The following is a 24,245-nucleotide window of genomic DNA, read 5'->3' on the forward strand; positions in this document are numbered from 1 at the left end:
CCTGCCGTTACTTGGTCTTGCGTGCAAACTTGCCGAGAAGGCCGGATATTCCGCTCTTCTTGCGTGGTTGCACATCGGCCCTGCCGGTCACGATATGCGCAATATGGCTGATGGTCTCGGCAGCAGGGCTTTCCGGGTTGGTCTCTGCGACCATCCGGCCATTATTCGCTGCATTGCCGAAAAGTTGCGGATCGAAGTCGATGGTGGCGATAGGATCGATGCCGAGCGGCTCCGTAAAGTCGGCGAGCGCGATTTCCGGCCGTTTGGGAATGCCCATCTGGTTCAGGATGAGGTGCGGCTTCACATCGTTCGGGCGCAATTGCGCCAGCGTGTCCAGGAGGTTTTTCGCATTGCGGAGATTGGCAAGATCAGGTGCTGCAACGATTACCACCTCATCAGCGCGCATCAGCGTGGTCCGCGTCCATCCGTTCCAGCCATGCGCCACATCCAGCACGACCAGCGGAGAATTGCGCTGGGCAACATCAATCAGTTCTGCAAAGGCTTCCTCGCCGAAATCAAAAGTCCGCTCCAGGCTGGAAGGTGCCGCAAGGATCGAAAGATGATCGCCATATTGTACAAGCAGCCGGTCAAGATAAACCTCGTCGATGCGCTCCGGCGAGAAGACGGCGTCGGCGATACCAAGCGTCGGGTCCTGATCGAAATTGATATTCGCCGTACCGAAAGGCAGATCCATGTCTGCCAGCACCACATCGTGCCGGAACAGCTCGGAAATCGACCAGGCGACATTGTGCGCGACGGTCGAAGCGCCGACACCGCCTTTCGCACCGATGAAGGCGATGGAACGGCCCAGCGGTTCTGCATCGGGATTGAGAAAGATAGAGGAGACGATGGCCAGAATGTCGGCCAGCGAGACAGGTGCCACGATATATTCCGAAACGCCGCGGCGCAGCAATTCGCGATAAAGCCAGACCTCATTGGAATGACCGATCACCATAACCTTTGAGCCGGGATCGCATACCTCAGAGAGCTGCTGCAGTTCCTCAAGCAGCACATTGGGTTCGGAAGCTGACTCGACAATAATCAGGTTCGGCGTAGAGGCGGTCTGATAGAACTCGATTGCCGACGCGATGCCCCCCATCATGACCTTCAGATGGGTTTTGGCCATCCGCCGGTCGCCACCTGCGCGCTCGATCGGAATGGCGACGCTTTCGTTCACACAGAAGGCCTGAATAGAAATGCGTGGAATGGGGCGCACATTTTCAAGCATGATCGGCGCGCGGCCCGTCTCGACGCCCTGTTCTTCTTGGGCCGGTTCGAACGCGAAGTTGCTCATGGCGCCCTCTTAATACTCGGCCTGCTGGCTGCGGGTTTCCTGCCAGTTGTCCGTTTGTGCAGGTGACATTTTCACGTAGCCCTGATTACCGTTGAGACGTTGGGTCGTACGGTCCGAATCGATTGGCGCCATGACGCGCGGTCCCAGAAGGTCGGCCGGATTGGCGACCTGAGCGGCAAGATTGTTCTGCGACGCGCAGCCAAAATTGGTGTAGTGCTTGTTTTCAGGCGTGCTGGCGAGATCGTCCGGCCAGCGACCGCACGGTGTCGTGCCAGCCGTCATCGCATAGTAGCTGATACGGATGGGGGCCGCTGCTTCCGGGTTGTCAACGGGATAGTTTTCGATGGCGATATTGTTCGCCTTGACGCCGCTGCGCCGTAGTGTGGCCGACACCTCTGTGCTCAGCCGATAGGCTGCGGCCTGATTGGATGCACCGGACGGCACAAGAACATAGATCATGCCTGAGCCGCTGCGCCGATAATTGGCGATCGCACCCTGAACGATGCCGCGTTGCATAGGGTTCAGCTTCTGGTCTGCTTGTGCAACCGGAATGTCGGTGACCTGCTCCCGCTCGGCAATCGTAATCGGGTGGTTTGTGCGGTAATCATCTGGCAGGGCCCCCACGGTGACGTGCTGGCGATTTGCGCAACCTGCGAGGAGAACCAGCGACAAGGCGACAAGCGTTGGGCGAACCGATATAATGCAAAAACCTCTGACTGAATATGTCATGATCTGTCCCCGCTCACTTATAGATATAACCGACGACGCCGTTGTAGCGACCGGGTGGCAATTTGGTTTCCATCGTGCCGTAAACTCGATTGACCTTGCCAAGGATATATCCCGCGCCATCGCTGGCCGGGTTGAGATTGTCATCAGGCCGCGCAAGCTGCTGGCGGGCAACAGGGCGCGCCAGATAAGGTGTGACAATCACCACCAATTCGGATTCGTTGCGGATGAAATCCTTGCTGCGGAACAGCGCGCCAAGGACTGGAATTTTGGTGAGGCCCGGAAAGCCTGAAACCGACTGGCGCACTTCGTCGCGGATCAGGCCGCCGATCATCATGGAGCCGCCGGATGGAAGCTCAACCGTCGTGTCGGCGACGCGCTTGCGCAACGACAGAACGCTCGCGCCCACGCCCTCCATCTTGTTGGTGGTGCCTGCACCTTCGGTCGTCGGTTCCGAGACGGAGGTTCTAATTTTCAGGCTGATGCGTCCCGGCCCCAGCACGGTCGGCATGAATTCGAGGCCTATACCGTAGTTGATCTTGGCCAATTGATTGGTGCGTTTTCCGTCATCGTCATAGGTGACGCTGTTGATGACGTTATATTCGCCGCCGACATTGAAAGCTGCTTTTTCGCCGGAGATTGCCGTCAGCGTCGGCTCGGCGAGCGTCTTCATCACGCCTGCCGATTCCATCGCCCGCAGATAGGCGGAAAAATTGCTCGTCGCGAGGCCGAATCCGGTATCGGACAGGTTGTTGCCGATGGCTCCGGCAATACTCTCGGAAATTCCCCCATAGGAAATACCGTTCGAAACGCCTCCGCCGCTCATATTAACGCCAAGCTGCTTCATGACGGAGCGGCTGACCTCGGCGACGGTGACTTTCAGCGTCACCTGATCCTCACCGACTATAGTTAGCATATTGACGATGGCACTTTGACGGCGTCCCCAATCAGGGTTGTTGATGGCTACGCCGCCGCCATCCGTTGGCGCGGATGCAGTCGTGGTGAACTGGCCGGTTGTTGCTTCGCCACCGGTCACGAAAAGGCCCGCAAGCTTTGCGGCCTGCGCCGAATCCTGCGGGGTCTGCACCGTCCCGGTCAACACCACATTGTCATTAATGAGCTCTACGCGAATGTCTGAACCGGGAATGAGACGCTTGAGCTGTGCAGAAAGCCCGCTCACATCGCGCTCGATTTCGACATCAATGGACGCGACCTGCTCACCATTGGGACCGAAAACAAAAATATTGGTCTGTCCGACCTGCTTGCCGAAAAGATAGATGCGCCGCGATGTTCGCGTCACTGCATCAGCGATTGTCGGGTTCGAGACGAGAACATCATAGGCGTCTTGCGGAAGATCGAGAACAACAGACTTGTTGAGGCCAAGCTTGATCGTCTGCGAACGCTGTTGCTTGCCGACCTTGACAATACCAGCCGAGGCCCAAGCGGACATATCGATGAACGGCAATGAAAAGGTTGCGAGGGCGCTGGCCACAAGCGCGATCTTTGCGGAATACGGGCGCACGCGTTTTGTCTTTCTCATGAGCGCGGTCCTACTTCTGTAACGCTGCCGGACTTGATGACCTTGACCGTCCCGCTCCGGGTCGGCGAGGAAACCAGATAGTCAGCTTGCTTGATATCCTTGTCCTCGACATCCTGTGTCGAGCGAAGCGCCAGCGTCAGGCGGTCCGCCATCTGCTGGGCGACGGTGATGATTTCGGCCTGTTCCGGCGTTACTTCGAGCGTAGCCGTTTGACCAACCATGACCTTGCGGCCCTGCTCATCTTCCTGAATAGCCTGGTCTATGGCTAGAACGCGCACATTCTGCAGTACGGTTTCCGTAGTGAATGGCGCCAGCGATTTATCCCCATTGTCCGGCTTGCGGCGGGTCATGATGACATCGACGAAATCATTGGGAAGAATGAAACCACCTGCCGAGCTTTCGGCATTGATCTGCGTCGCGACAGCGCGCATACCGGGAGGCAGGATCGACGACATGAAGCTCTGTCCCGGACCGATCAGCTTAGTCTTGCGGATCGGCTCGCCCGTGAAGAACTGCAAGCGAACGGTCGCGCCGCTCAATTGATTGATTGCATCGGGTTCGCTCGCGCGGGTGATATAGCCTTCGCTGATTGCTTCCGCAGGCCAGGGCTGCCAGCGCATCTGCGATGTCAGTTCTGCGCCGACGCCCAGATTTTCGGTTGCAACCAGCACATCTTCCAGTTTCATCTGTGGCGCTTCAGGCGCTACAATGACAGGAGCAGGCGGAGGCGCGGAGAGGTTCATCGCAATATAGCCAGCACCGCCTGCCGCAAGAACGGCCACCCCTAAAATGAGCAGTCGAGCTGATTTCATGATATGCCCCGCGCAAATCCCCACGCCTTGATGACGTGTTCCAAAATTGCACTGGCAATCGTGTAATTATGGTTAATATAATCTTATTAGAATAAAGAAAGATTGGGAATACATGCGGGCGTTGCGCATAAAGCGCTTAAAAAACTCCCGTCATATAAGCTTTTATCGTTTCCCCGATTGGCGACACTGGAAATGCCCAGAGACCGGCGGCGCCGAGAGCGATACCGTAGGGAATGCCTGCATCCTTCCGGGCAAGCATTCCCATGAAGGCATAGCGATCCGCCAGAAGCGGGCGTGGGATCGTCCTGTAGAGAAGAAGCGCGAGCGTCAGCACGCCACCCAAGATCGAAACCATCACAAGATAATCCAGCAGGCTGATATTGGGACCGAACCACAGGGCCGACGCAGCAATGAGCTTGGCATCGCCGCCACCCATGGCGCGAAGGCAGAAGAGCGAAAAGGTGACGATGAGCGCAAGACCGCCAACCGCCAGATGCCAGCCATAGTCAGAAAGGGAGATGCCGCAGAGCGGTGCAAGCAGGACGAAGCCGAAGGTCAGGCCGATGGAAACACGGTTGCGGATGGTCATCGACATCAGGTCAGTCACCATGGCCGTCACCATTGCTACAGCGAAGATCGCTGTCATGGCTGCTGCTATCATTGCCAAGGCCCCCGCGTCGCCTGTCATCCCATCATTTGGCCACCGTTTGCACAGAACAGCATTCTGTCGATTAGCGGTTGATCGCTTGTTCGAACTGTGTGGCTGTGTCGTTGAATTTTTCGCCGACATTTCCGGCCACGAGCGCGACGCCGCTGATGATCATTATCGAGACGAGCGTGCCGATGAGCGCATATTCGATTGCTGTCGAGCCGGCCCTGTTCTTCATGAAACGCGTCATCAATGTCGGCATCACATGCTCCTCGTAGTTCCGGTCGCGCTGTTTTCGGAAAGCGCTTCAAGTTCGGATGCGATCAAGCATAGGAGAGAGGAATTGTGACCCTCTTAACAATCAGGGTTAATGAAGTGTTTCGGCGCTGTGCAGGGCCTGCAATCGCGCCATTGGTTAATCTTTGGCGAATTACAGGCTTTGTCTGCACCGAAGGGCTAGCGACTTAATTCTTCCTTCACCAATCCTGTTCATTCTTTGCTCATTATATTGATTGGGTCTCATTCGCTTGGCCCATACAGCGGGGAATGTCGCGTGGCGCGTCGTGTGTTTTCTTTGGATGGCTTCGGCATGGTGGTGTCCGCCGTGAGCGTTGTGTTCATGGCAGTTTTTGCCGCCGCGCCGGCGTCTGCGGAAGACCATATTACCCTTGAAACAAGTCAGGCACGCATTTTGCGGCTGGCGCGTCCAGCCGACAGTGTCGTGATCGGAAATCCGTCGATTGCCGATGCGGTCGTTCAGGATGCGCAGACTATCGTTCTGACCGGCAAGGATTTCGGCGTCACCAATATTGTCGTTATGGACAAGCAGGGCGAACCGATTCTCGACCGCGAACTGGTTGTCTCCCGCAATACACGCGGAACAACGCGGATTTATCGCCAGGCCGAAGTGCAAACACTTTCCTGCACGCCCTATTGTGAGAAAGCCTCGACGAAGAACGGCTTTGACGACAAATAGCTATAATCGTGCATGAGCAATTACTTCCGTTAATACTCTTTCAGGTTGTCCTGTTGTAACGATACGCCCCATCGCATCAAGGCAGAATTGGGTGGGGTAATGGCTTTCGGGATTTTCGCGCGTCACCTTGCGCGTGTAGGCGTAAGTTTGCGCCGTTTCGTCCGTGCGCAAGATGGTGTGACGGCAGTGGAATTTGCGCTGCTCATCGTTCCATTCCTGCTTATTGTCTTTGCAACGATAGAGATCGGCGTGAGTTTTGCTGCGCGTCAAGTCATATCCAACGCGACGGAGACTGTGGCGCGCAGATTGCAGACTGGCCAGATCAGGGGAACCGCGATAAGCGAAGAGACACTGCGCAACGAACTCTGCCAACAGATGCAATTCATGGTCGCTGCGGACTGTCCCAATCTGTCGTTCAACCTTGGAACATATGAAGGTTTTGCCAGGGTTCCGACTGATAAGATACTCGACGATAAAGGCAAGCTCACACAGACAGGTATTATCGGAGCAAGCGGTACCTCGACGATCAACCAGCTTAATGTGGTGTATGCCTGGCCGGTGCTGACGAACATTCTCTATATGGTGCAAAGTCCATATTCAGCAGGCGGCACGATGCCGCTTTTTGCAACGCTCACCTGGCAGAACGAACCCTTCCCGAACTAGAGCAACCGACGCGCACCGAAAAGCGTTTCAGACATTCGGAATGCGCTTTAGAGCGATCAACTGTCATGCGTAATTATCTTCGGAATTTTCTGAGTGACCGGCGCGGATTGGGAGCGGTCGAGTTCGCCCTGATCGCGCCTCTCCTGCTTCTCATTTACCTCGGCTCCGCCGATCTTGCCGACGGGATGGATACCAACAAGAAAGTGTCGCGGTCGGCAAGCAGCCTCGCCGATCTGGTTGCCCGCCAATTGTCGGTTACGAAAAATGATCTGGACGATATGTTCAATATCGGTCGCACATTGCTTCTGCCTTATGGCCGGAGCAGCCCGAAGATAAGGATCACCGCCATCAGGATCGACGGAACGAAAAGGGCCAACAACCTGGAACCGAAGGTGGACTGGTCCTATGCCAGTATCGCCAATTTTGCGGCACTGAAAGGTACTGTGGGTAACCTTCCGACAAGCCTAGTGGACGAAGGGGCGTATTTCATCAGGGTCGACGTCGAACTCGACTACAAGCCGCTCAATGCGTGGATTTCCAACAGCATTCCGATGAGCGAGACCTATTATCTGGCACCCCGCTATACCAATACGATTCCCTGCACCAATTGCTGAGCTCTTGGCATCGCGGGCAAAACTGAACATATAAGGACAAAGCCAATTGATGGCTCTTGTTCAGGATCAATGTTCAATGCCCGAATTGCCAGAGGTCGAGACGGTACGCCGTGGTCTGCAGCCAGTCATGGAGGGCGCGACCGTCAGCCAAGTCGAACAACGGCGCCCGGACCTGCGCTTTCCCTTCCCCGACCGCTTTGTCGAACGTCTTTCCGGTCGGCGCATTTCAGCGCTTGGACGTCGCGCAAAATATCTCACGATCCATCTCGACGACGGACTTTCCCTCATCAGCCATCTGGGCATGTCAGGTTCGTTTCGCATCGAAACCGATGATGGTAACGGCACGCCGGGCGAATTCCATCATGAGCGTTCCAAGCTGAGCACGCATGATCATGTCGTGTTTCACCTCTTGCGTGCCGATGGTGCTCCTGCCCGCATTGTTTACAACGATCCGCGCCGCTTCGGCTTCATGCTCTTTGCGGAAGAAGGCACACTTGAAAGTCATCCGCTGCTGGCAAGCCTTGGCATAGAGCCAACAGGCAATCTGCTCTCTGGTGCCGTTCTGGCCGAGCTCTTCAAGGGACGTCGAACACCACTCAAAGCGGCCCTGCTTGATCAGCGACTGATAGCCGGTCTCGGTAATATCTATGTCTGCGAGGCTCTCTGGCGCAGCCACCTGTCGCCCATGCGCGCCGCCGGGTCCATTGCACAGGACACCGTAATCATGGAGCAATTGGCTGCCGATATTCGTACGGTGATTGCGGAAGCCATTGCCGCAGGCGGCTCAACCCTGAAAGACTATATTCAGGCAGACGGCGCACTCGGCTATTTCCAGCACTCTTTCTCCGTCTACGGGCGTGAGGGCGAGCCATGCAAAAGTCCAGACTGCAACGGTGTTGTTGAACGGGCGGTACAGTCGGGACGTTCGACTTTTTTCTGTGCCTCTTGCCAGCAATGAGGCCTTGAAAAAGAAGCTCCGCCGGTCCACTTTGCCCGCCAACCAGCAAGTGGTCTGAAGGAGGAGTTCGAATCCATGGCCTATGAAACGATCATCGTTGAGACACGTGGCAGCGTTGGCCTCATCCGCCTCAACCGCCCGCAGGCGCTCAATGCACTGAATCGCAAAGTTCTCGACGAATTGACCGAAGCTCTCGGCGCATTCGATGGAGATGGCAAAGTCGGCGCTATCGTCCTGACCGGTTCCGAAAAAGCTTTTGCCGCCGGAGCTGACATCAAGGAAATGCAGCCAATCGATTTCGTGGACGCCTATCTACAGGACATGTTCGCCAACTGGCAGAAAGTGGACCGTGTTCGCAAGCCGATCATCGCAGCAGTCTCGGGGTATGCACTCGGCGGTGGCTGCGAGCTTGCCATGATGTGCGATTTCATCATTGCGGGCAGCAATGCAAAATTCGGCCAGCCAGAAATCACGCTCGGCGTCATGCCCGGCATGGGGGGCTCGCAGCGTCTCACCCGTTATGTCGGCAAATCCAAGGCGATGGATATGTGCCTGACTGGACGTATGATGGACGCAGCGGAGGCCGAACGTAGCGGTCTCGTCTCGCGCGTCGTTGCGCCGGAAGAGCTCCTGGACGAAGCGTTGAAGGCCGCCGAACGCATTGCATCCTTCTCACGCCCGTCCGTTCTGATGGTCAAGGAAGCGGTCAATCGCACCTATGAAATGACGTTGAGCGAAGGGCTTCGCTTTGAACGCCGTCAGTTCCATTCGCTGTTTGCAACGGAAGATCAGAAGGAAGGCATGGCGGCTTTCATCGACAAGCGCACACCCTCCTTCAAGAATCGCTAATTGACCGGCTGGCTGTCCATCGAGCGCCCGACAAAAGCTTTCTGGAAGACTCCATGCTGCTTTTGACGGGCTTTCGGGCCCGGTTTGCGGCTTTTTGGTCGAGCGTTGGAACAGAATCCACGTTGACGCAGCGCCAAAGCTGCTCTATAAGCCCACCCACGGATCGGCGGCCCCAGGGATCTTAAAGGGATTTTCTCGGCTGCCCTAGAGGTTTTGTGCCCGGCGGTTTTTGCCCCCTGGCTAGCTGACAGAAAAAGAGAGGCATTTATGGCCAATACTCCTTCGGCCAAGAAGGCAGTGCGCAAGATCGCTGCCCGCACCGAAATCAACAAGTCCCGCCGTTCGCGTGTTCGTACCTTTGTGCGCAAGCTGGAAGACGCTCTGCTGAGCGGCGACAAGCAGGCTGCAGAAGTTGCATTCAAGGCCGCTGAGCCAGAACTGATGCGTGCTGCTTCCAAGGGCGTAATGCACAAGAATACCGCTTCGCGTAAGGTGTCTCGCCTTGCCCAGCGCGTTAAGGCTCTGAACGCCTAAGCATTTATCCATTCTATGGATCGTTTTCGAAACCCGGCTCATCGTTAGCCGGGTTTTCTTTATTGAACGCTTTTCTGCAGAACCGACGCTCTCTCACTCCACTTCGAATTGTAGAGTGATTTCAATACCAAGCTGGAATATCACCGAGCGCAGTCAATATCGCATACGCTGATTTAGTTAGATTTTTCAAATGGTTGCAGAATGTTATCCACCACTATCCACAGGCTGGTTTAGGGACTCGGAAGGGTGTTTGAGTCAAGGAAAATTTTTAAATTTATTTTCAATTAGAACATATCAGGATCAGCTAAAAATTGTGCCCTGAAAACGCATTGAATCCAAAGGTGTTATTTCGCTGGCATCCGATTCCCTGCTCTTGTCGAGTCTGTTTGCAAGGGCTTTCAGCAAAAAAATGTGGCTTTCTGAGGCTTGCCCTTTGCTGCGAGGCTTCGCTAAAGTCAGGACATAAGAGGGGTGGGCCACCGGCCCGGAGTTAGCATCAAATATTGAGTTTGTTGGCGTGGGTATCATAGCCCGCGGGTGTTATATTCTGGTCGTAAGGTCCTGTTCCTCATGGTTGTTTGCTTACCGTTCATTAACCGGAATGCCGTTTTAGGCAGGTCCCCGACAATTGAATGGTTGTGGCGGATTTCTTTCCGGGCAATCAGCCTCCGGTAAAGTGTTATGAGTCGTAAAAAGGTCGCCGGGAAGGAGTATCCGGGTGTGGGTCCTGATGGGACCGTTTGAGTTTGTGTTTGGCCCAGAGCTGTAGAGCCGGGCTTTGTGAGTGTGTACCTGTCGCTCCCGACGGATGGTAAATCTGCGGTTCGGCCAGGAAAAAATGACAAGCGCCAAGAAAACGGCGCGTACGAATGTGAAGGCAGGCGAGACGATGGCAATGATGACCGGCAAATCGACGGCAACGATGGGTGAAGATGCACATGCGAACCGTATCCACGGATCTTCTGCTACCGGAAATGATAAGAGCCTGGTCGAGTTGGGCGGCAATGCCGGTGACGAGGTTTTCGAGCGCCTTACGGCAAAGCTGAAAGCCCGCGTCGGTACCGAGATTTACTCGAGCTGGTTCGGTCGTCTGAAGCTCGACGACATCTCCAAGAGTGTTGTTCGCCTATCGGTGCCAACGGCATTTCTGCGCTCTTGGATCAACAATCATTATTCCGAACTTCTGACCGAGCTGTGGCAGGAAGAAAACCCGCAGATTCTGAAAGTTGAAGTTGTGGTTCGTGGTGTGAGTCGCGTGGTTCGCAGCGCTGCACCTGTGGAAACCTGCGAAGCCGCTGAAAACAAGCCTGCGGTTGCTCCGCGCGAAAAGGTGGTGTTTCCGCTGGGTCAGTCCTTCGGCGGTCAGTCGCTGGGTGATAAGCGCGGTTCTGCAGTGGTCGCAGAATCGGCCGCGGCTTCGGGTGCTGTGTTGGGATCGCCGCTCGACCCGCGCTATACGTTCGACAGCTTCGTGGACGGTGCATCGAATCGTGTGGCGCTCGCTGCTGCCCGCACCATTGCCGAGGCCGGCTCCAGCGCGGTGCGTTTCAATCCGCTTTTCATCCACGCCTCCGTCGGTCTTGGTAAGACTCACCTTTTGCAGGCAATCGCCGCCGCCGCGCTCCAGCGCCAGGAAAAGGCCCGCGTTGTCTATCTGACGGCTGAATATTTCATGTGGCGCTTCGCCACTGCTATCCGCGACAACAATGCGCTATCCTTCAAGGAACAGCTGCGCGATATCGACCTCCTCGTCATCGACGACATGCAGTTCCTGCAGGGCAAGTCGATCCAGCACGAATTCTGCCATCTCCTGAACACGCTGCTCGACAGCGCCAAGCAGGTCGTGGTCGCAGCTGACCGCGCGCCTTCCGAACTGGAATCGCTTGATGTGCGTGTTCGTTCGCGTCTTCAGGGCGGCGTTGCGCTCGAAGTGGCCGCTCCCGACTACGACATGCGGGTCGAAATGCTGCGTCGCCGTCTGGCCGCCGCACAGGCAGAAGATTCAAGCCTCAACATTAGCGAAGAGATTCTCTCTCACGTTGCTCGCACTGTCACCGGATCAGGCCGTGAGCTGGAAGGCGCATTCAATCAGCTTCTGTTCCGCCAGTCTTTCGAGCCGAACATCTCCATCGATCGCGTCGACGAACTGCTTGGCCACCTGACCCGCGTTGGCGAGCCGAAGCGGATCCGGATCGAGGAGATCCAGCGAATCGTAGCGCGTCATTACAATGTGTCGAAGCAGGACCTGCTGTCGAACCGCCGTACGCGCACCATCGTCAAGCCGCGTCAGGTAGCAATGTACCTTGCCAAGATGATGACGCCGCGCTCCCTGCCGGAAATCGGTCGCCGCTTCGGCGGTCGCGATCACACCACGGTTCTTCATGCTGTGCGCAAGATCGAGGATCTGGTCGGTGCCGATACCAAGCTGGCGCAGGAACTCGAACTTCTGAAGCGTCTTATCAACGATCAGGCAGCCTAATCGGTAACCTTCCCCGCTATCAACGGCGGTTATCAACAAAAAGCCCGGGCCCTGTCGCTTTCCGACACGGCGCGGGCTTGCTTTTCTCCTTAAAAATCTGCCACTTTAGCGGACCTTCTGGCGCCCTCGGCGCCTTATCGACAGGGGCTTCCTGCCTGCCCGTCAGATGCAGTTGCCCCGTCCCAGCGAGCGAGTGCGTTTGAACATGCGTGTTACCCTAGAGCGATCGAACCTTCTCAAATCTCTCAATCACGTCCATCGCGTCGTGGAGCGCCGCAACACGATACCGATTCTGTCGAACGTGCTTTTGCAGGCTGATGGTGCGAGCCTCGCGCTCAAGGCAACCGACCTTGATCTCGAAGTCAACGAAGCGACCGCAGCAATGGTGGAACAGGCAGGTGCCACGACGGTTCCGGCCCATCTTCTTTACGACATCGTCCGCAAGCTGCCGGATGGTGCTGAAGTCATGTTGTCGACCAATCCAGACGGCGGTTCCATGTCGGTCACTTCCGGCAAGTCGTCTTTCCGCTTGCAATGCCTGCCACAGTCCGATTTCCCGGAACTGACCGCTGGCGCTTTCACCCATTCCTTCCGAATCGAAGCACAGGCGCTAAAGCGTCTTATAGACCGCACGCAGTTTGCGATTTCGACGGAAGAAACCCGCTACTACCTCAACGGCATTTTCTTCCATGCCATTGAAAGTGAGGGGGCCCTGAAGTTGCGCGCCGTCGCGACCGACGGTCACCGTCTGGCGCGCGCCGAGCTGGAAGCGCCTTCTGGTACCGAAGGCATGCCGGGCATCATTATCCCCCGCAAGACGGTTGCCGAACTGCAGAAGCTAGTCGATACGCCTGACATGGTTGTTACAGTCGAACTGTCGGACGCCAAAATTCGCTTCACCGTTGGATCGGTCGTCCTCACCTCGAAACTGATCGACGGCACCTTCCCGGATTACCAGCGTGTGATTCCGTCCGGTAACGACAAGAAGCTGACCATCGGGCGCCAGGAATTTGCAGCTTCCGTGGATCGCGTCTCGACCATTTCGAGCGAACGTGGCCGTGCGGTCAAGCTTTCGATTGCCGATGGACAGCTGACGCTCACTGTCAACAATCCCGATTCTGGAAGCGCAACCGATGAGCTTGCGGCGGATTACGATGCCGATCCGCTCGATATAGGATTCAACTCGAAATATCTGCTCGACATTACGAGCCAGCTTTCGGGCTCAGATGCAGTCTTCATGCTGGCCGACGCCGGTTCACCGACGCTGGTGCGCGACACAGGCGATGAAGATGTGCTGTACGTCCTGATGCCGATGCGCGTCTAGGTCGCGTTTGGGGCCATAGCTATTTCAGCTCTGGCGGCCCGTGAATGGTATTGTTTTTGCTCCCGGCTCCCAATTACCCAACGGTACAGTCCACGCCGGCTCCCGAACTCCGCCATTTTAGGCCCCGCATAATGAAAAGTGTTGGCACCCCTCCTTGGTAAACAAGGCTAGAGCGCATCCCGAAGTATGAAGCGGTTTTCGGAAAAGATACCTCCTGAAACACATTGATAGAGTATTCCCAGCAGTTCAATTAAACAGGGAAAGCTCTAGAAGAAGCGGATTGTGGAAACAAATGATCACATAGAGCGGCGGCCGGAACGTGTTTCGATCCGGCGACTTAAACTTGTGAGTTTCCGCAATTATGCGGAACTATCGCTGCCGCTTGGTCCCGACCACGTGGTGCTAACCGGCGAAAATGGTTCCGGTAAGACCAATCTGATTGAAGCAATTTCCTTTCTCTCGCCGGGGCGCGGCCTGCGCCGCGCCGCCTATGATGATGTTGCTCGCACCAATTCGCTCGATGGTTTTGCCATTCACGCATCACTCGATTGCATGATCTATGGTGAAGCTGAAATCGGGACCGGCACTGCAGGTGGTGGCGAGGGCGGTCGTAAAGTTCGTATCAACGGTATTGCGGCCTCAGGCGACGACATGCTCGATTATGCGCGTATCCTCTGGGTGGTACCGTCAATGGATGGGCTTTTCACCGGAGGGGCATCAGACCGTCGGCGCTTTCTGGATCGAATGGTACTCGCCATTGATACCGCCCACGGCAAGCGTGTGCTTGATTACGAAAAGGCAATGCGCAGCCGCAACCGCTTGCTGAACGATGGCAATAATGACGACCAATGGCTGGATGCGATTGAAAGCCAGATGGCAGAACTGGGAACGGCGATTGCCGCCGCCCGTGCTGAAGCCATGCGCCTGATTGCTGCCATGATCGAACGGCTTCCCGCAGATGGACCGTTTCCAAAGGCCGATTGTTTTCTGGAAGGTACTCTGGAGCAGAGAATCAACGTCGAGGCAGCTCTCGACCTTGAGGAGGATTTCCGACGTACACTGCGCGATGGCCGCTCGCGGGACCGGGCGGCAGGTCGTACGCTCGACGGCCCGCATCGGACAGATCTCATCGTCCAGCATCGTCCCAAGGCCATGCCAGCCGCACTCTGTTCAACGGGCGAACAAAAGGCGCTTCTGATCGGGTTGGTGCTTGCCCATGCACGACTGACGGCAGAACTTTCCGGCATGGCGCCGATTCTTCTGCTCGATGAAATCGCCGCCCATCTCGACACGGGGCGTCGTGCAGCGCTCTTTGGCATCCTCAATGAGCTTGGCGGACAGGCTTTCATGACCGGCACGGATCGCACGCTCTTCGAAGCGCTCGAAGGGGAAGCGCAATTTTTCAATGTCTCCGCCGGGGTTCTATCGCGTGACGCAAAATTTCGATGAGTTGAAAGGTACTTATTCGTCAGTCACTTGCCTAAGACTATCCTCGAGGGACGGCCGTGAGTTACAATTGCCTTCTTGAACTGACGTGGTTCGGTTTGTCTGAAAGGCTTTTTCTGTGATCATGCAATCCTGAACCGTTGTGCATTACTCACGGCAGATCAGTGGATAAGCACCGATTCAACAATGCCGCTGGGGAGTGGAAAAATGATGTCTTTCCATTGATGTGTTGATTGTGATGGCCAATCCCTTGATTTCCTCCTGCTCGAGAAGGTTCTAGTCGACAACAGCGACACCTCATAACCCCAAAAAGCGGCCTTAGCCGCTTTCTTTTCTATTCCCAACTGAAAGGAAGCTCGTTACTGGCTCTTGCGGCGCAGGCGGACGATAATATCCACGTTGACAATTTCCATACCGTCCGGCGCATCAGGCATGTTGGCGACCGTAGGCTGGCCTTTCTCACCGTGTGGAATATCGAACACGACATTTTCCCCCTCGAGGAAGAAATGCTGGTGATCCGATATATTCGTATCGAAATAGGTTTTAGAGCCCTCTACTGCGATAATACGCAGCATGCCGGCTTCCGTGAACTGATGAAGCGTGTTGTAAACCGTCGCCAGAGACACTGGCACGTCGGCCATAACAGCCTCTTCGTGCAGGTCTTCCGCAGACAAATGGCGATCGCCCTGGGCAAAGATCAGGCTCGCAAGCGCAACGCGCTGCCGCGTCGGACGCAGGCCCGCACGGCGGAGCTGCTCTTCCATCGAGACCGTCGAGTGGTTATGTGAAGATTGCATATTCACCGTTGGTTCCGTCACAAGCTTGTTGCAAAATCATCAATCGTCAAACGGGCTGTTGCCCACTGCATACTGACATTGATATATGCCGTTGCGAAATAAGTATCAATAGCCTTGGGAATTGGCCGGTTTTTCGGATAAAAACCCAGATAAACCCAATGCAGGATTTTACTGCCGGAAACAGTCTGTGGTAGGGATGTTCCGGTGAAACCTACAACCCGGGCCGGATTGCCGGTCGATACAGAATGAACCTCAAGGGAGGCGTAATGGCAGAACAGAAATCCAGCTACGGGTATGAAGAACTCCTGGCCTGTGCACGCGGCGAGATGTTCGGTCCCGGCAATGCTCAGCTTCCTCTGCCTCCGATGCTGATGGTCCACCGCATCACAGATATTTCCGAAACCGGCGGCGAGTTTGATAAAGGCTATATCCGCGCTGAATATGATGTGCGCCCGGATGACTGGTATTTTCCGTGCCATTTTATGGGCAATCCGATTATGCCGGGCTGCCTCGGTCTCGACGGTATGTGGCAGTTGACCGGTTTTTTCCTCGGCTGGCTTGGCGAGCCGGGTCGCGGCATGGCTCTCTCCACCGGTGAAGTGAAGTTCAAGGGCATGGTGCGTCCGCATACCAAGCTTCTCGAATATGGTATCGATTTCAAGCGCGTCATGCGTGGCCGCCTCGTGCTCGGCACCGCTGATGGCTGGCTGAAAGCCGATGGCGAAATCATCTACCGGGCGACCGACCTGCGCGTTGGCCTGTCAAAGGACAGCGAGGGCCAATAAGGCGCCTCAATCATCATCATCCACGAGCGCGACTGCAAAAAAGTGTACAGTTTTCATGCGGCCGCGCTCAAAACATGCGAAGATCGCACCTATGTAACCGCGAACAGGCGGCAGTCCGCATGACGGACGCGTCGCTCACGGAACAGGTGTAAAGGAGAACGCGATGCGGCGTGTGGTCGTAACGGGTATGGGGATCGTATCCTCGATTGGTAACAACACCGAGGAAGTCACGGCTTCGCTGCGTGAAGCAAAGTCCGGCATCTCCCGGGCTGAGGAATATGCCGATCTCGGCTTCCGCTGTCAGGTGCACGGTGCCCCGAAGATTGATGTCGAAGCACTGGTCGATCGTCGTGCGATGCGCTTCCATGGCCGTGGTACGGCCTGGAACCACATTGCCATGGATCAGGCCATTGCGGATGCGGGGCTTTCCGAAGACGAAGTATCCAACGACCGTACCGGCATCATCATGGGTTCCGGTGGTCCTTCGACGCGCACCATTGTTGATTCTGCTGACATCACGCGTGACAAAGGTCCGAAGCGTGTCGGTCCGTTCGCCGTGCCGAAAGCCATGAGTTCAACGGCTTCCGCGACGCTTGCGACCTTCTTCAAGATCAAGGGCATCAACTATTCGATTTCCTCCGCGTGCGCGACTTCCAACCATTGCATTGGCAATGCGTTCGAGATGATCCAGTACGGCAAGCAGGACCGCATGTTTGCGGGCGGCTGCGAAGATCTCGACTGGACTTTATCGGTTCTGTTCGACGCCATGGGCGCCATGTCCACCAAGTATAACGACACGCCCTCCACCGCATCGCGCGCTTACGACAAGAACCGCGATGGATTCGTAATCGCAGGCGGCGCCGGTGTCTTGGTACTCGAAGATCTGGAAACCGCACTGGCCCGTGGCGCCAAGATTTACGGCGAAATCGTGGGCTATGGCGCAACCTCCGACGGCTACGATATGGTCGCTCCGTCCGGCGAGGGGGCCATCCGTTGCATGAAGATGGCGCTTTCGACTGTCAAGGGCAAGATCGACTACATCAATCCGCATGCCACCTCGACACCCGCTGGCGATGCGCCGGAAATCGAAGCGATCCGTCAGGTCTTCGGCTCGGGAGACGCCTGCCCGCCGATCGCTGCGACCAAGTCGCTGACCGGCCATTCGCTCGGCGCAACCGGCGTGCAGGAAGCGATCTATTCGCTTCTGATGATGCACAACAATTTCATTTGCGAAAGCGCACATATCGAAGAACTGGACCCTGCCTTCGCGGACATGCCTATCGTTCGCAAGCGCATTGACAACGCTCAGCTCAACACCGTGCTCTCCAACTCCTTCGGGTTTGGCGGCACCAACGCGACGCTGGTTTTCCAGCGCTACCAGGGCTGAGGGAGAGGGAAAATATGGAAGGTTTGATGAAAGGCAAACGCGGCCTCATCATGGGGGTCGCGAATAATCACTCACTTGCTTGGGGAATTTCAAAGCAACTCGCAGCACAAGGCGCTGAACTAGCCTTCACCTATCAGGGTGAAGCGCTCGGTAAGCGCGTAAAGCCGCTGGCCGAACAGGTTGGCTCTAATTTCGTGCTACCCTGCGATGTGGAAGATATCGAGTCGGTTGATGCGGTCTTTGCCGAAATCGAAAAGAAGTGGGGAAAGCTCGATTTCATCGTCCATGCTATTGGCTTCTCTGACAAAACCGAACTGAAGGGTCGCTACGCAGACGTCACCACGCGCGAAAATTTCAGCCGCACCATGGTGATTTCCGCCTACTCCTTCACGGAAATGGCGCAGCGTGCCGAAAAGCTCATGAAGGATGGCGGCTCAATCCTGACGCTGACCTATGGCGGTTCGACGCGCACCATCCCGAACTACAATGTCATGGGCGTTGCCAAGGCCGCGCTTGAAGCCATGGTTCGTTATCTTGCCGCCGATTACGGCCCGCAGGGTATCCGCGTCAACGCCATCTCAGCTGGGCCGGTGCGCACGTTGGCCGGTGCCGGTATTGGCGATGCACGCGCAATCTTCAGCTATCAGCGCCGCAATTCGCCGCTGCGCCGCACCGTCGACATCGACGATGTTGGCAAATCGGCGGTCTATCTGCTGTCCGATCTTTCGAGCGGCGTTACCGGCGAAATCCATTATGTGGATTCCGGCTACAATATCGTCTCCATGCCGACATTGGAGGAGCTGAAAAGCTCTGATGCGGAACGAGGCGAGTAAGCCTGACAGTACAAAGAAGCCGCCCTTCGAGGCGGCTTTTTTGTTTCATTTCTTCGCGTCGAAGATTTTGAAACCATTTGCCTCTTCAAGCAGTGTCACGTTCTTGAACAATCCTTTGAGCGTAATCTCATAAGGCAGTTGACGGTTTGCGACCATCAGCAGACGTCCGCCCGGTTTAAGACGCGACGCGGCAGCGGCTATGAACGCCTGACCAAGCGACACATCCGTCACCCTCCCCTCGTGGAAAGGCGGGTTCATGATTACAGTGTCGTAGATGCCTGCCATCTTTTCACTCGTCACATCAAACCAGTTGAAGCTGATCGGCACAGATGCGGACAGCCGTTCCAGACTGCCGCGCGCCGCTTCCAGCGCCTCGTAATCCGCTTCGTAGAGATCAATGGATTTGATGCGATCCGCGAACTTGAGGCATTGCGCTGCAAGATACCCCCAGCCTGCGCCAAGATCAGCAACATTGCCGAAAACGATCTTTTCCATATGCGGGACGAGCAGCGCCGAACCTTTGTCTATAACGCCGTGCGAGAACATGCCGGGTTCGGTGCGAAACACGTCGTCAATATCCTTAGCAAGCGGTTTCAGCGCCGTGATAAAATCATCAGTAAGATCGGCAGGACGCCTAAGCCAGAACACCACCGCATGGTTCTTCGACATACGGTCGCTGATCTCGGCAATATTGCCGACCCATTTCCTGAAACTATCGATGCCAAGCTTCTTGTCGCCGGACACGACAATCCACCCCCCCGGCTCAACACGCGCCAGAAGCTCAGAAAACCACGCCTCGTTACGTCCGCGATGTTTTCCAAGCACAAGTAGCCCACCGGAAAAACGGCTCTCCTCGCCCATGTCTGGCGCTAATCTGGGAACGGTCTTGAAACTCTCCTTTTCCAGCGCCAGCCAGTCGGGACGCCACGGCTGCAGGAAAGTCAATGCACGTTTCCATTCGTCTTCAAGATGCCGGTCCGCAGACAGACCACAGGCCAGAAAAGATTGTCCCTCCTCGGGCACATCTAGAATGGCCTGATCGAAGGGGAGAAAGAGAGTTTGTTGTGCCGGTGTAATCATGATTCATCCATGGTCTTGAAATGAATCCCATGCAACAAAAAAGCGCGCCATAAAGGCGCGCTTTCCTTTGAAATCGAAGCAGTCGACGCTTATTCGGCGTCAGCTTCTTCCTTCTTCTTTTCCTGGGCAATTTCCTTGCCGGTTTCCTGATCGACGACCTTCATCGACAGGCGAACCTTACCGCGTTCATCGAAGCCCATGAGCTTGACCCAGACCTTCTGGCCTTCCTTGACCACATCGGTGGTCTTGGCAACACGGTCGACAGCGAGCTGCGAAATGTGAACCAGACCGTCACGCGGGCCGAAAAAGTTCACGAATGCGCCGAAGTCAGCAGTCTTGACAACGGTGCCTTCGTAGATTTCGCCTACTTCCGGCTCAGCAACGATCGAATGAATCCACTTCTTAGCGGCTTCGATTTCCTTGCCGTTCGACGAAGCGATCTTCACCGTGCCATCGTCTTCGATGTTGATCTTGGCACCGGTCTTTTCCACGATTTCACGGATAACCTTGCCACCGGAACCAATAACGTCGCGGATTTTATCGGTCGGGATGTTCATCACTTCGATGCGCGGAGCGAACTCGCCCAGTTCGTCACGCGAGGTCGACAGAGCCTTGGCCATTTCGCCGAGAATGTGGACGCGACCACCCTTGGCCTGTTCCAGAGCGACCTTCATGATCTCTTCGGTAATGCCGTCGATCTTGATGTCCATCTGCAGCGAGGTGATGCCGTTTTCCGTTCCGGCAACCTTGAAGTCCATGTCGCCGAGGTGATCTTCATCACCGAGGATGTCGGAAAGAACCGCGAAACGTTCGCCTTCCTTGATCAGACCCATGGCGATACCGGCAACCGGACGTGCCAGCGGGACGCCGGCGTCCATGAGAGCAAGCGAGGTACCACAAACGGTAGCCATTGAGGACGAACCGTTGGATTCAGTGATCTCGGAAACCGCGCGGATCGTGTATGGGAACTGCTCAGCGGCAGGCAGCATCGGATGGATAGCGCGCCATGCGAGCTTGCCATGACCGATTTCACGACGGCCCGGCGACCCCATGCGACCGGTTTCACCAACGGAGTAAGGCGGGAAGTTGTAGTGCAGCATGAAAGGCTGCTTGTAGGTGCCCGTCAGGGCGTCGATCATCTGTTCATCTTCACCGGTGCCGAGCGTGGCCACGACGATAGCCTGCGTTTCACCGCGGGTGAACAGAGCCGAACCGTGGGTGCGAGGCAAAAGACCAACCTCTGAGACGATCGGACGAACTGTCGAAAGATCGCGACCGTCGATGCGGCTACCGGTATCAAGAATGTTCCAGCGGACAATCTTGGCCTGCAGATGCTTGAAAATGGTCGCAAACTGTTCCGGCGACATTTCCGTTTCTTCTACACCTTCAGGGAAGAAATGTTCCTTCGCCTTTGCCTTAGCGGCATCGACGGCGGCATAACGAGCCTGCTTTTCGGTGATCTTGTAAGCGTCGCGCAGGTCGCTTTCGACTACGGCGAGCATCTTTGCCTCAAGGGCCGACAGGTCTTCCGGCTGGAAGTCGCGCGGTTCCTTGGCAGCAACTTCAGCGAGCTTGATGATCGCGTCGATGACTGGCTGGAAGCCCTTCTGTCCGAAAACAACGGCGCCGAGCATAACTTCTTCGGAGAGTTCCTGTGCTTCGGATTCAACCATCAGCACGGCTTCCGAGGTACCGGCAACAACCAGATCGAGCTTCGATTCCGGCATTTCGTCGATATTCGGGTTCAAGACATATTCGCCGTTGATGTAGCCGACGCGTGCCCCGCCGATCGGGCCCATGAAAGGCACACCCGAAATGGTGAGAGCTGCAGAAGCAGCAACCATCGACAGGACGTCAGGATCATTTTCCAGATCGTGCTGGACGACGGTGATGACGACCTGCGTGTCGTTCTTGTAGCCGTCAACGAAGAGGGGACGGATCGGACGATCTATCAGGCGTGAGACCAGTGTTTCATTTTCGCTCGGACGACCTTCACGCTTGAAATAGCCACCGGGAATCTTGCCAGCGGCATAGGTCTTTTCCTGATAGTTCACGGTCAGCGGAAAGAAATCCTGGCCCGGCTTCGGCTCCTTGGCAGAAACGACAGTCGCCAGAACGACAGTTTCGCCATAGGTTGCGAGAACTGCACCGTCTGCCTGACGGGCAATCTTGCCGGTTTCGAGCGTGAGCGGACGACCGCCCCATTCGATTTCTACTTTATGGGTATTGAACATATCTTGTCCTCATGTGGTGATGCCGCGCAAAAGCGCCTGAAGGCATCGCCTCGGTTGGCGGACAGGCCACGGGCAAGACAACGGGAAGTTCGCTATGTGCCAGAACATTCATTTCCGAATATCCCCTGACACGAACTGCCTGCAATCCTGCCCCATGACTGGTCCAGGTCATGAGCCTTGTGGCTCTTCATCGGCATGACGGAATGCACCTAGTGCGTCGTTTCATGCCAGCGGGCACTCCGCCCGATACTGTCGCATTTTGCTTTTTCAGCGGCTATCCGCACGACAAAATGCCCGAATAAATTAAACGGGCGACGTTTTGAGACGTCGCCCGATTTTACCGTTAGCGGCGCAGGCCGAGACGGCTGATCAGCGCCTGGTAACGTGCCTGGTCGATGCCCTTGACATAGTCAAGAAGACGACGACGCTGCGAAACCAGCTTCAGGAGGCCGCGACGCGAATGATTATCATTCTTGTGGCCCTTGAAGTGTTCGGTGAGGTTGGCGATACGCTCGGAAAGAACGGCAACCTGTACTTCAGGAGAACCGGTGTCGCCTTCCTTGGTGGCGTATTCCTTGATAAGTGCTTGCTTGCGCTCAGCAGTAATCGACATCGTAACACCTTTCTAGATGAGAGGAAAACCAGACGCCCGGGCCGGGATGTCGTCCAGCGCGGGCCATTTACACGATCTGACATGCTTTTACGCATGATCGATGAGGGGCATATAGTGCAAAACTGACGGAAACGCCAGCCTCAATTCAATTTGCTACCTTATCGCGATCTTCTGACAAAAGGTCAGCCCGTTGTGAAAACGCGCTTCGGTTTGAATTGTCCATGCTCGATATAGCCGATAGCGAGCAATTTTCCGCGTGTCGTGACGCAGGCTTCGTCTGCTTCCAGAGGGGCATCGCGTCCACGGAGGATTACCGGGTTGCCAAGACGCACGCGTTGCGCCTGATCGTCGGTAAGTGGCACCTGCGGCAGACAGTCAAGCGCCGCACCCGTATCGATGACCAATGCATCAATCGCCGAAAAGTCACGACGCGGAGCGGGCTCAATGACATTTCCATCCTCATCCTTCGGCGGAAGTGGCGGCCAAGCCTGTTCGAGTTCGGCCAGCGTTACGGCGTCTTCTTCCGTAAACGGCGCGACTTCGATGCGGCGCAGGTCGGAAATATGACCGTAGCAACCGAGGTCCCTGCCCATGTCGCGTGCAAGGGAGCGCACATAGGTGCCCTTGGAGCATTCGACCTCGAATTCCGTGCGGTCGGCATCTGGAGTGCCGACGATCTCCAAGCGGTCAATCTCGACTTCGCGGGATGGAATCTCGACCGTCTCGCCTTCGCGAGCAAGATCGTAAGCGCGCTCACCGTCGATTTTGATGGCGGAGAACTGTGGCGGAACCTGCGAAATGACACCAGTATAATTCGGTAGCAGTGCCTCGACGTCAGCGCGCGATGGCCGCTTGTCCGAAGTCTTGGTCGGCGAACCTTCCAGATCATCCGTGGAGCGTTCCTCGCCCCAGCTTACGGTGAAACGATAGATTTTGGTTCCATCCATGACATAAGGCACGGTCTTGGTGGCTTCACCCAGTGCTATGGGCAACATGCCGGAAGCGAGCGGATCAAGTGTACCGGCATGACCGGCCTTTTCGGCATTGAACAGCCATTTGATCTTCGAGACCGCTTCGGTCGATCCCATCCCCTTCGGCTTATCGAAAATAACCCAGCCGGATATCGGACGACCTTTTTTCTTGCCCCGTCGTGCCATGCTTTATTCGTCTCCATTGCGGGAAGCCTTGTCTGCCTCCCCGTCTTCTGCATCATCATGCCCAAGATCGCGGGCGACTTCCGGCGAACGGAGAATCGCATCGATCTTGGAAAAATTGTCAAAACTCGTATCGGCCCGGAAACGGAATTCCGGCATGTATTTCATTTGGCTGAGGCTTGGCGCCATGCGTCCGCGAATAAACTTTGCGTTTGCAGCCAGTGCCTTGATAACCGCCTGCGTATCGGCGTCGCCGAGAGGGGTGATAAAGCAGGTCGCAATCTTGAGGTCGGGCGACATGCGCACTTCAGAGACGGAAATCACGGTGCGACTGATTAGATCGTCGCGGATTTCACCGCGTTGAAGCACTTGGGCCAATGCGTGACGCACCTGTTCGCCGACGCGAAGCTGGCGCTGGGAAAGACCACCTGAGCCTTTGGGGTCGGGAGAACGTGCCATCGTTAAATCCTCGGTAAACAGCCATAAACCGGCGTCCAG

At 55.9% G+C, this 24,245-nt stretch carries 24 protein-coding genes; 12 read left to right on the forward strand and 12 right to left on the reverse strand.

Features of this window, described 5'->3' with window-relative positions; genetic code table 11:
* Positions 1-7: 7 nt before the first annotated feature.
* From FJQ48_RS10350 to FJQ48_RS10375, 6 genes are all read right to left on the reverse strand, one after another.
* Entirely contained in the window at positions 8-1,294 is a 1,287-nt protein-coding gene (locus FJQ48_RS10350) for a CpaE family protein (RefSeq protein ID WP_139975040.1), read from the reverse strand.
* Between the two features lie 9 nt (positions 1,295-1,303).
* On the reverse strand, positions 1,304-2,023 hold the full coding sequence (locus FJQ48_RS10355; RefSeq protein ID WP_139975041.1) for a CpaD family pilus assembly protein: 720 nt from the start codon (positions 2,021-2,023) through the stop codon (positions 1,304-1,306).
* A gap of 13 nt (positions 2,024-2,036) precedes the next feature.
* Positions 2,037-3,560 (reverse strand): type II and III secretion system protein family protein, encoded by a 1,524-nt coding sequence (locus FJQ48_RS10360; protein ID WP_139975042.1) that lies wholly within the window; start codon positions 3,558-3,560, stop codon positions 2,037-2,039.
* Positions 3,557-4,372 (reverse strand): Flp pilus assembly protein CpaB, encoded by an 816-nt coding sequence (cpaB, locus tag FJQ48_RS10365; protein WP_139975043.1) that lies wholly within the window; start codon positions 4,370-4,372, stop codon positions 3,557-3,559. Before cpaB ends, FJQ48_RS10360 begins: the two co-directional genes overlap by 4 nt.
* Before the next feature lie 136 nt (positions 4,373-4,508).
* The gene (locus FJQ48_RS10370; protein ID WP_247870349.1) at positions 4,509-5,033 is read right to left on the reverse strand and encodes a prepilin peptidase; all 525 of its coding nucleotides are present in this window, start codon (positions 5,031-5,033) and stop codon (positions 4,509-4,511) included.
* Positions 5,034-5,103: 70 nt separating this feature from the next.
* A complete protein-coding gene (locus tag FJQ48_RS10375) occupies positions 5,104-5,283 on the reverse strand; it encodes a Flp family type IVb pilin (RefSeq protein WP_139975045.1) in 180 nt (59 codons plus the stop codon).
* Positions 5,284-5,574: 291 nt separating this feature from the next.
* Here FJQ48_RS10375 and FJQ48_RS10380 point away from each other — a divergent pair, with 291 nt between their 5' ends.
* The 9 genes from FJQ48_RS10380 (at position 5,575) to recF (ending at position 14,867) form a co-directional block, all read left to right on the forward strand.
* Entirely contained in the window at positions 5,575-5,997 is a 423-nt protein-coding gene (locus FJQ48_RS10380; RefSeq protein WP_139975046.1) for a pilus assembly protein N-terminal domain-containing protein, read from the forward strand.
* A gap of 99 nt (positions 5,998-6,096) precedes the next feature.
* Positions 6,097-6,660: a TadE/TadG family type IV pilus assembly protein gene (locus FJQ48_RS10385; protein WP_139975047.1), complete on the forward strand. Its 564-nt coding sequence runs from the start codon at positions 6,097-6,099 to the stop codon at positions 6,658-6,660.
* 65 nt (positions 6,661-6,725) lie between these two features.
* Entirely contained in the window at positions 6,726-7,274 is a 549-nt protein-coding gene (locus tag FJQ48_RS10390) for a TadE/TadG family type IV pilus assembly protein (protein ID WP_139975048.1), read from the forward strand.
* A 76-nt stretch (positions 7,275-7,350) separates the two neighbouring features.
* Complete coding sequence (gene mutM, locus FJQ48_RS10395) at positions 7,351-8,232, forward strand: bifunctional DNA-formamidopyrimidine glycosylase/DNA-(apurinic or apyrimidinic site) lyase (RefSeq protein WP_139975049.1); 882 nt, start codon at positions 7,351-7,353, stop codon at positions 8,230-8,232.
* A gap of 75 nt (positions 8,233-8,307) precedes the next feature.
* Positions 8,308-9,081 (forward strand): enoyl-CoA hydratase, encoded by a 774-nt coding sequence (locus FJQ48_RS10400; protein ID WP_139975050.1) that lies wholly within the window; start codon positions 8,308-8,310, stop codon positions 9,079-9,081.
* A gap of 267 nt (positions 9,082-9,348) precedes the next feature.
* Positions 9,349-9,615, forward strand: coding sequence for a 30S ribosomal protein S20 (gene rpsT / locus FJQ48_RS10405; protein ID WP_010657809.1), 267 nt, complete (start codon positions 9,349-9,351; stop codon positions 9,613-9,615).
* Positions 9,616-10,453: 838 nt separating this feature from the next.
* Complete coding sequence (dnaA, locus tag FJQ48_RS10410) at positions 10,454-12,094, forward strand: chromosomal replication initiator protein DnaA (protein WP_139975051.1); 1,641 nt, start codon at positions 10,454-10,456, stop codon at positions 12,092-12,094.
* 205 nt (positions 12,095-12,299) lie between these two features.
* Complete coding sequence (gene dnaN, locus FJQ48_RS10415; protein WP_139975052.1) at positions 12,300-13,418, forward strand: DNA polymerase III subunit beta; 1,119 nt, start codon at positions 12,300-12,302, stop codon at positions 13,416-13,418.
* A 282-nt stretch (positions 13,419-13,700) separates the two neighbouring features.
* Complete coding sequence (recF, locus tag FJQ48_RS10420) at positions 13,701-14,867, forward strand: DNA replication/repair protein RecF (RefSeq protein WP_139975053.1); 1,167 nt, start codon at positions 13,701-13,703, stop codon at positions 14,865-14,867.
* A 356-nt stretch (positions 14,868-15,223) separates the two neighbouring features.
* On the opposite strand, the gene irrA is transcribed toward recF, so the two are convergent.
* The gene (gene irrA, locus FJQ48_RS10425; RefSeq protein ID WP_139975054.1) at positions 15,224-15,661 is read right to left on the reverse strand and encodes an iron response transcriptional regulator IrrA; all 438 of its coding nucleotides are present in this window, start codon (positions 15,659-15,661) and stop codon (positions 15,224-15,226) included.
* Between the two features lie 266 nt (positions 15,662-15,927).
* On the opposite strand from irrA, the gene fabA reads away from it, so the two are divergent.
* The 3 genes from fabA to fabI all read left to right on the forward strand — a co-directional run bounded on the left by fabA (position 15,928) and on the right by fabI (position 18,666).
* Positions 15,928-16,446 carry a 3-hydroxyacyl-[acyl-carrier-protein] dehydratase FabA gene (gene fabA / locus FJQ48_RS10430; protein ID WP_139975055.1) on the forward strand — a complete coding sequence of 173 codons (519 nt, stop codon included), beginning with the start codon at positions 15,928-15,930 and terminating at the stop codon, positions 16,444-16,446.
* Between the two features lie 163 nt (positions 16,447-16,609).
* Entirely contained in the window at positions 16,610-17,833 is a 1,224-nt protein-coding gene (gene fabB / locus FJQ48_RS10435; protein ID WP_139975056.1) for a beta-ketoacyl-ACP synthase I, read from the forward strand.
* Between the two features lie 14 nt (positions 17,834-17,847).
* Positions 17,848-18,666: an enoyl-ACP reductase FabI gene (gene fabI / locus FJQ48_RS10440; RefSeq protein WP_139975057.1), complete on the forward strand. Its 819-nt coding sequence runs from the start codon at positions 17,848-17,850 to the stop codon at positions 18,664-18,666.
* A 45-nt stretch (positions 18,667-18,711) separates the two neighbouring features.
* Here fabI and FJQ48_RS10445 read toward each other — a convergent pair whose 3' ends face one another.
* From FJQ48_RS10445 to rbfA, 5 genes are all read right to left on the reverse strand, one after another.
* Positions 18,712-19,746, reverse strand: coding sequence for a class I SAM-dependent methyltransferase (locus FJQ48_RS10445; RefSeq protein ID WP_139975058.1), 1,035 nt, complete (start codon positions 19,744-19,746; stop codon positions 18,712-18,714).
* Positions 19,747-19,835: 89 nt separating this feature from the next.
* Positions 19,836-21,980: a polyribonucleotide nucleotidyltransferase gene (pnp, locus tag FJQ48_RS10450; protein WP_139975059.1), complete on the reverse strand. Its 2,145-nt coding sequence runs from the start codon at positions 21,978-21,980 to the stop codon at positions 19,836-19,838.
* A 343-nt stretch (positions 21,981-22,323) separates the two neighbouring features.
* Positions 22,324-22,593 carry a 30S ribosomal protein S15 gene (rpsO, locus tag FJQ48_RS10455; protein WP_061344682.1) on the reverse strand — a complete coding sequence of 90 codons (270 nt, stop codon included), beginning with the start codon at positions 22,591-22,593 and terminating at the stop codon, positions 22,324-22,326.
* A gap of 182 nt (positions 22,594-22,775) precedes the next feature.
* Positions 22,776-23,750 (reverse strand): tRNA pseudouridine(55) synthase TruB, encoded by a 975-nt coding sequence (gene truB / locus FJQ48_RS10460; RefSeq protein WP_139975060.1) that lies wholly within the window; start codon positions 23,748-23,750, stop codon positions 22,776-22,778.
* Between the two features lie 3 nt (positions 23,751-23,753).
* Positions 23,754-24,206, reverse strand: coding sequence for a 30S ribosome-binding factor RbfA (gene rbfA, locus FJQ48_RS10465; RefSeq protein WP_139975061.1), 453 nt, complete (start codon positions 24,204-24,206; stop codon positions 23,754-23,756).
* Between the last annotated feature and the right edge of the window lie 39 nt (positions 24,207-24,245).

The organism is Ochrobactrum sp. CGA5 (genome assembly GCF_006345815.1).
GTDB lineage: Bacteria > Pseudomonadota > Alphaproteobacteria > Rhizobiales > Rhizobiaceae > Brucella.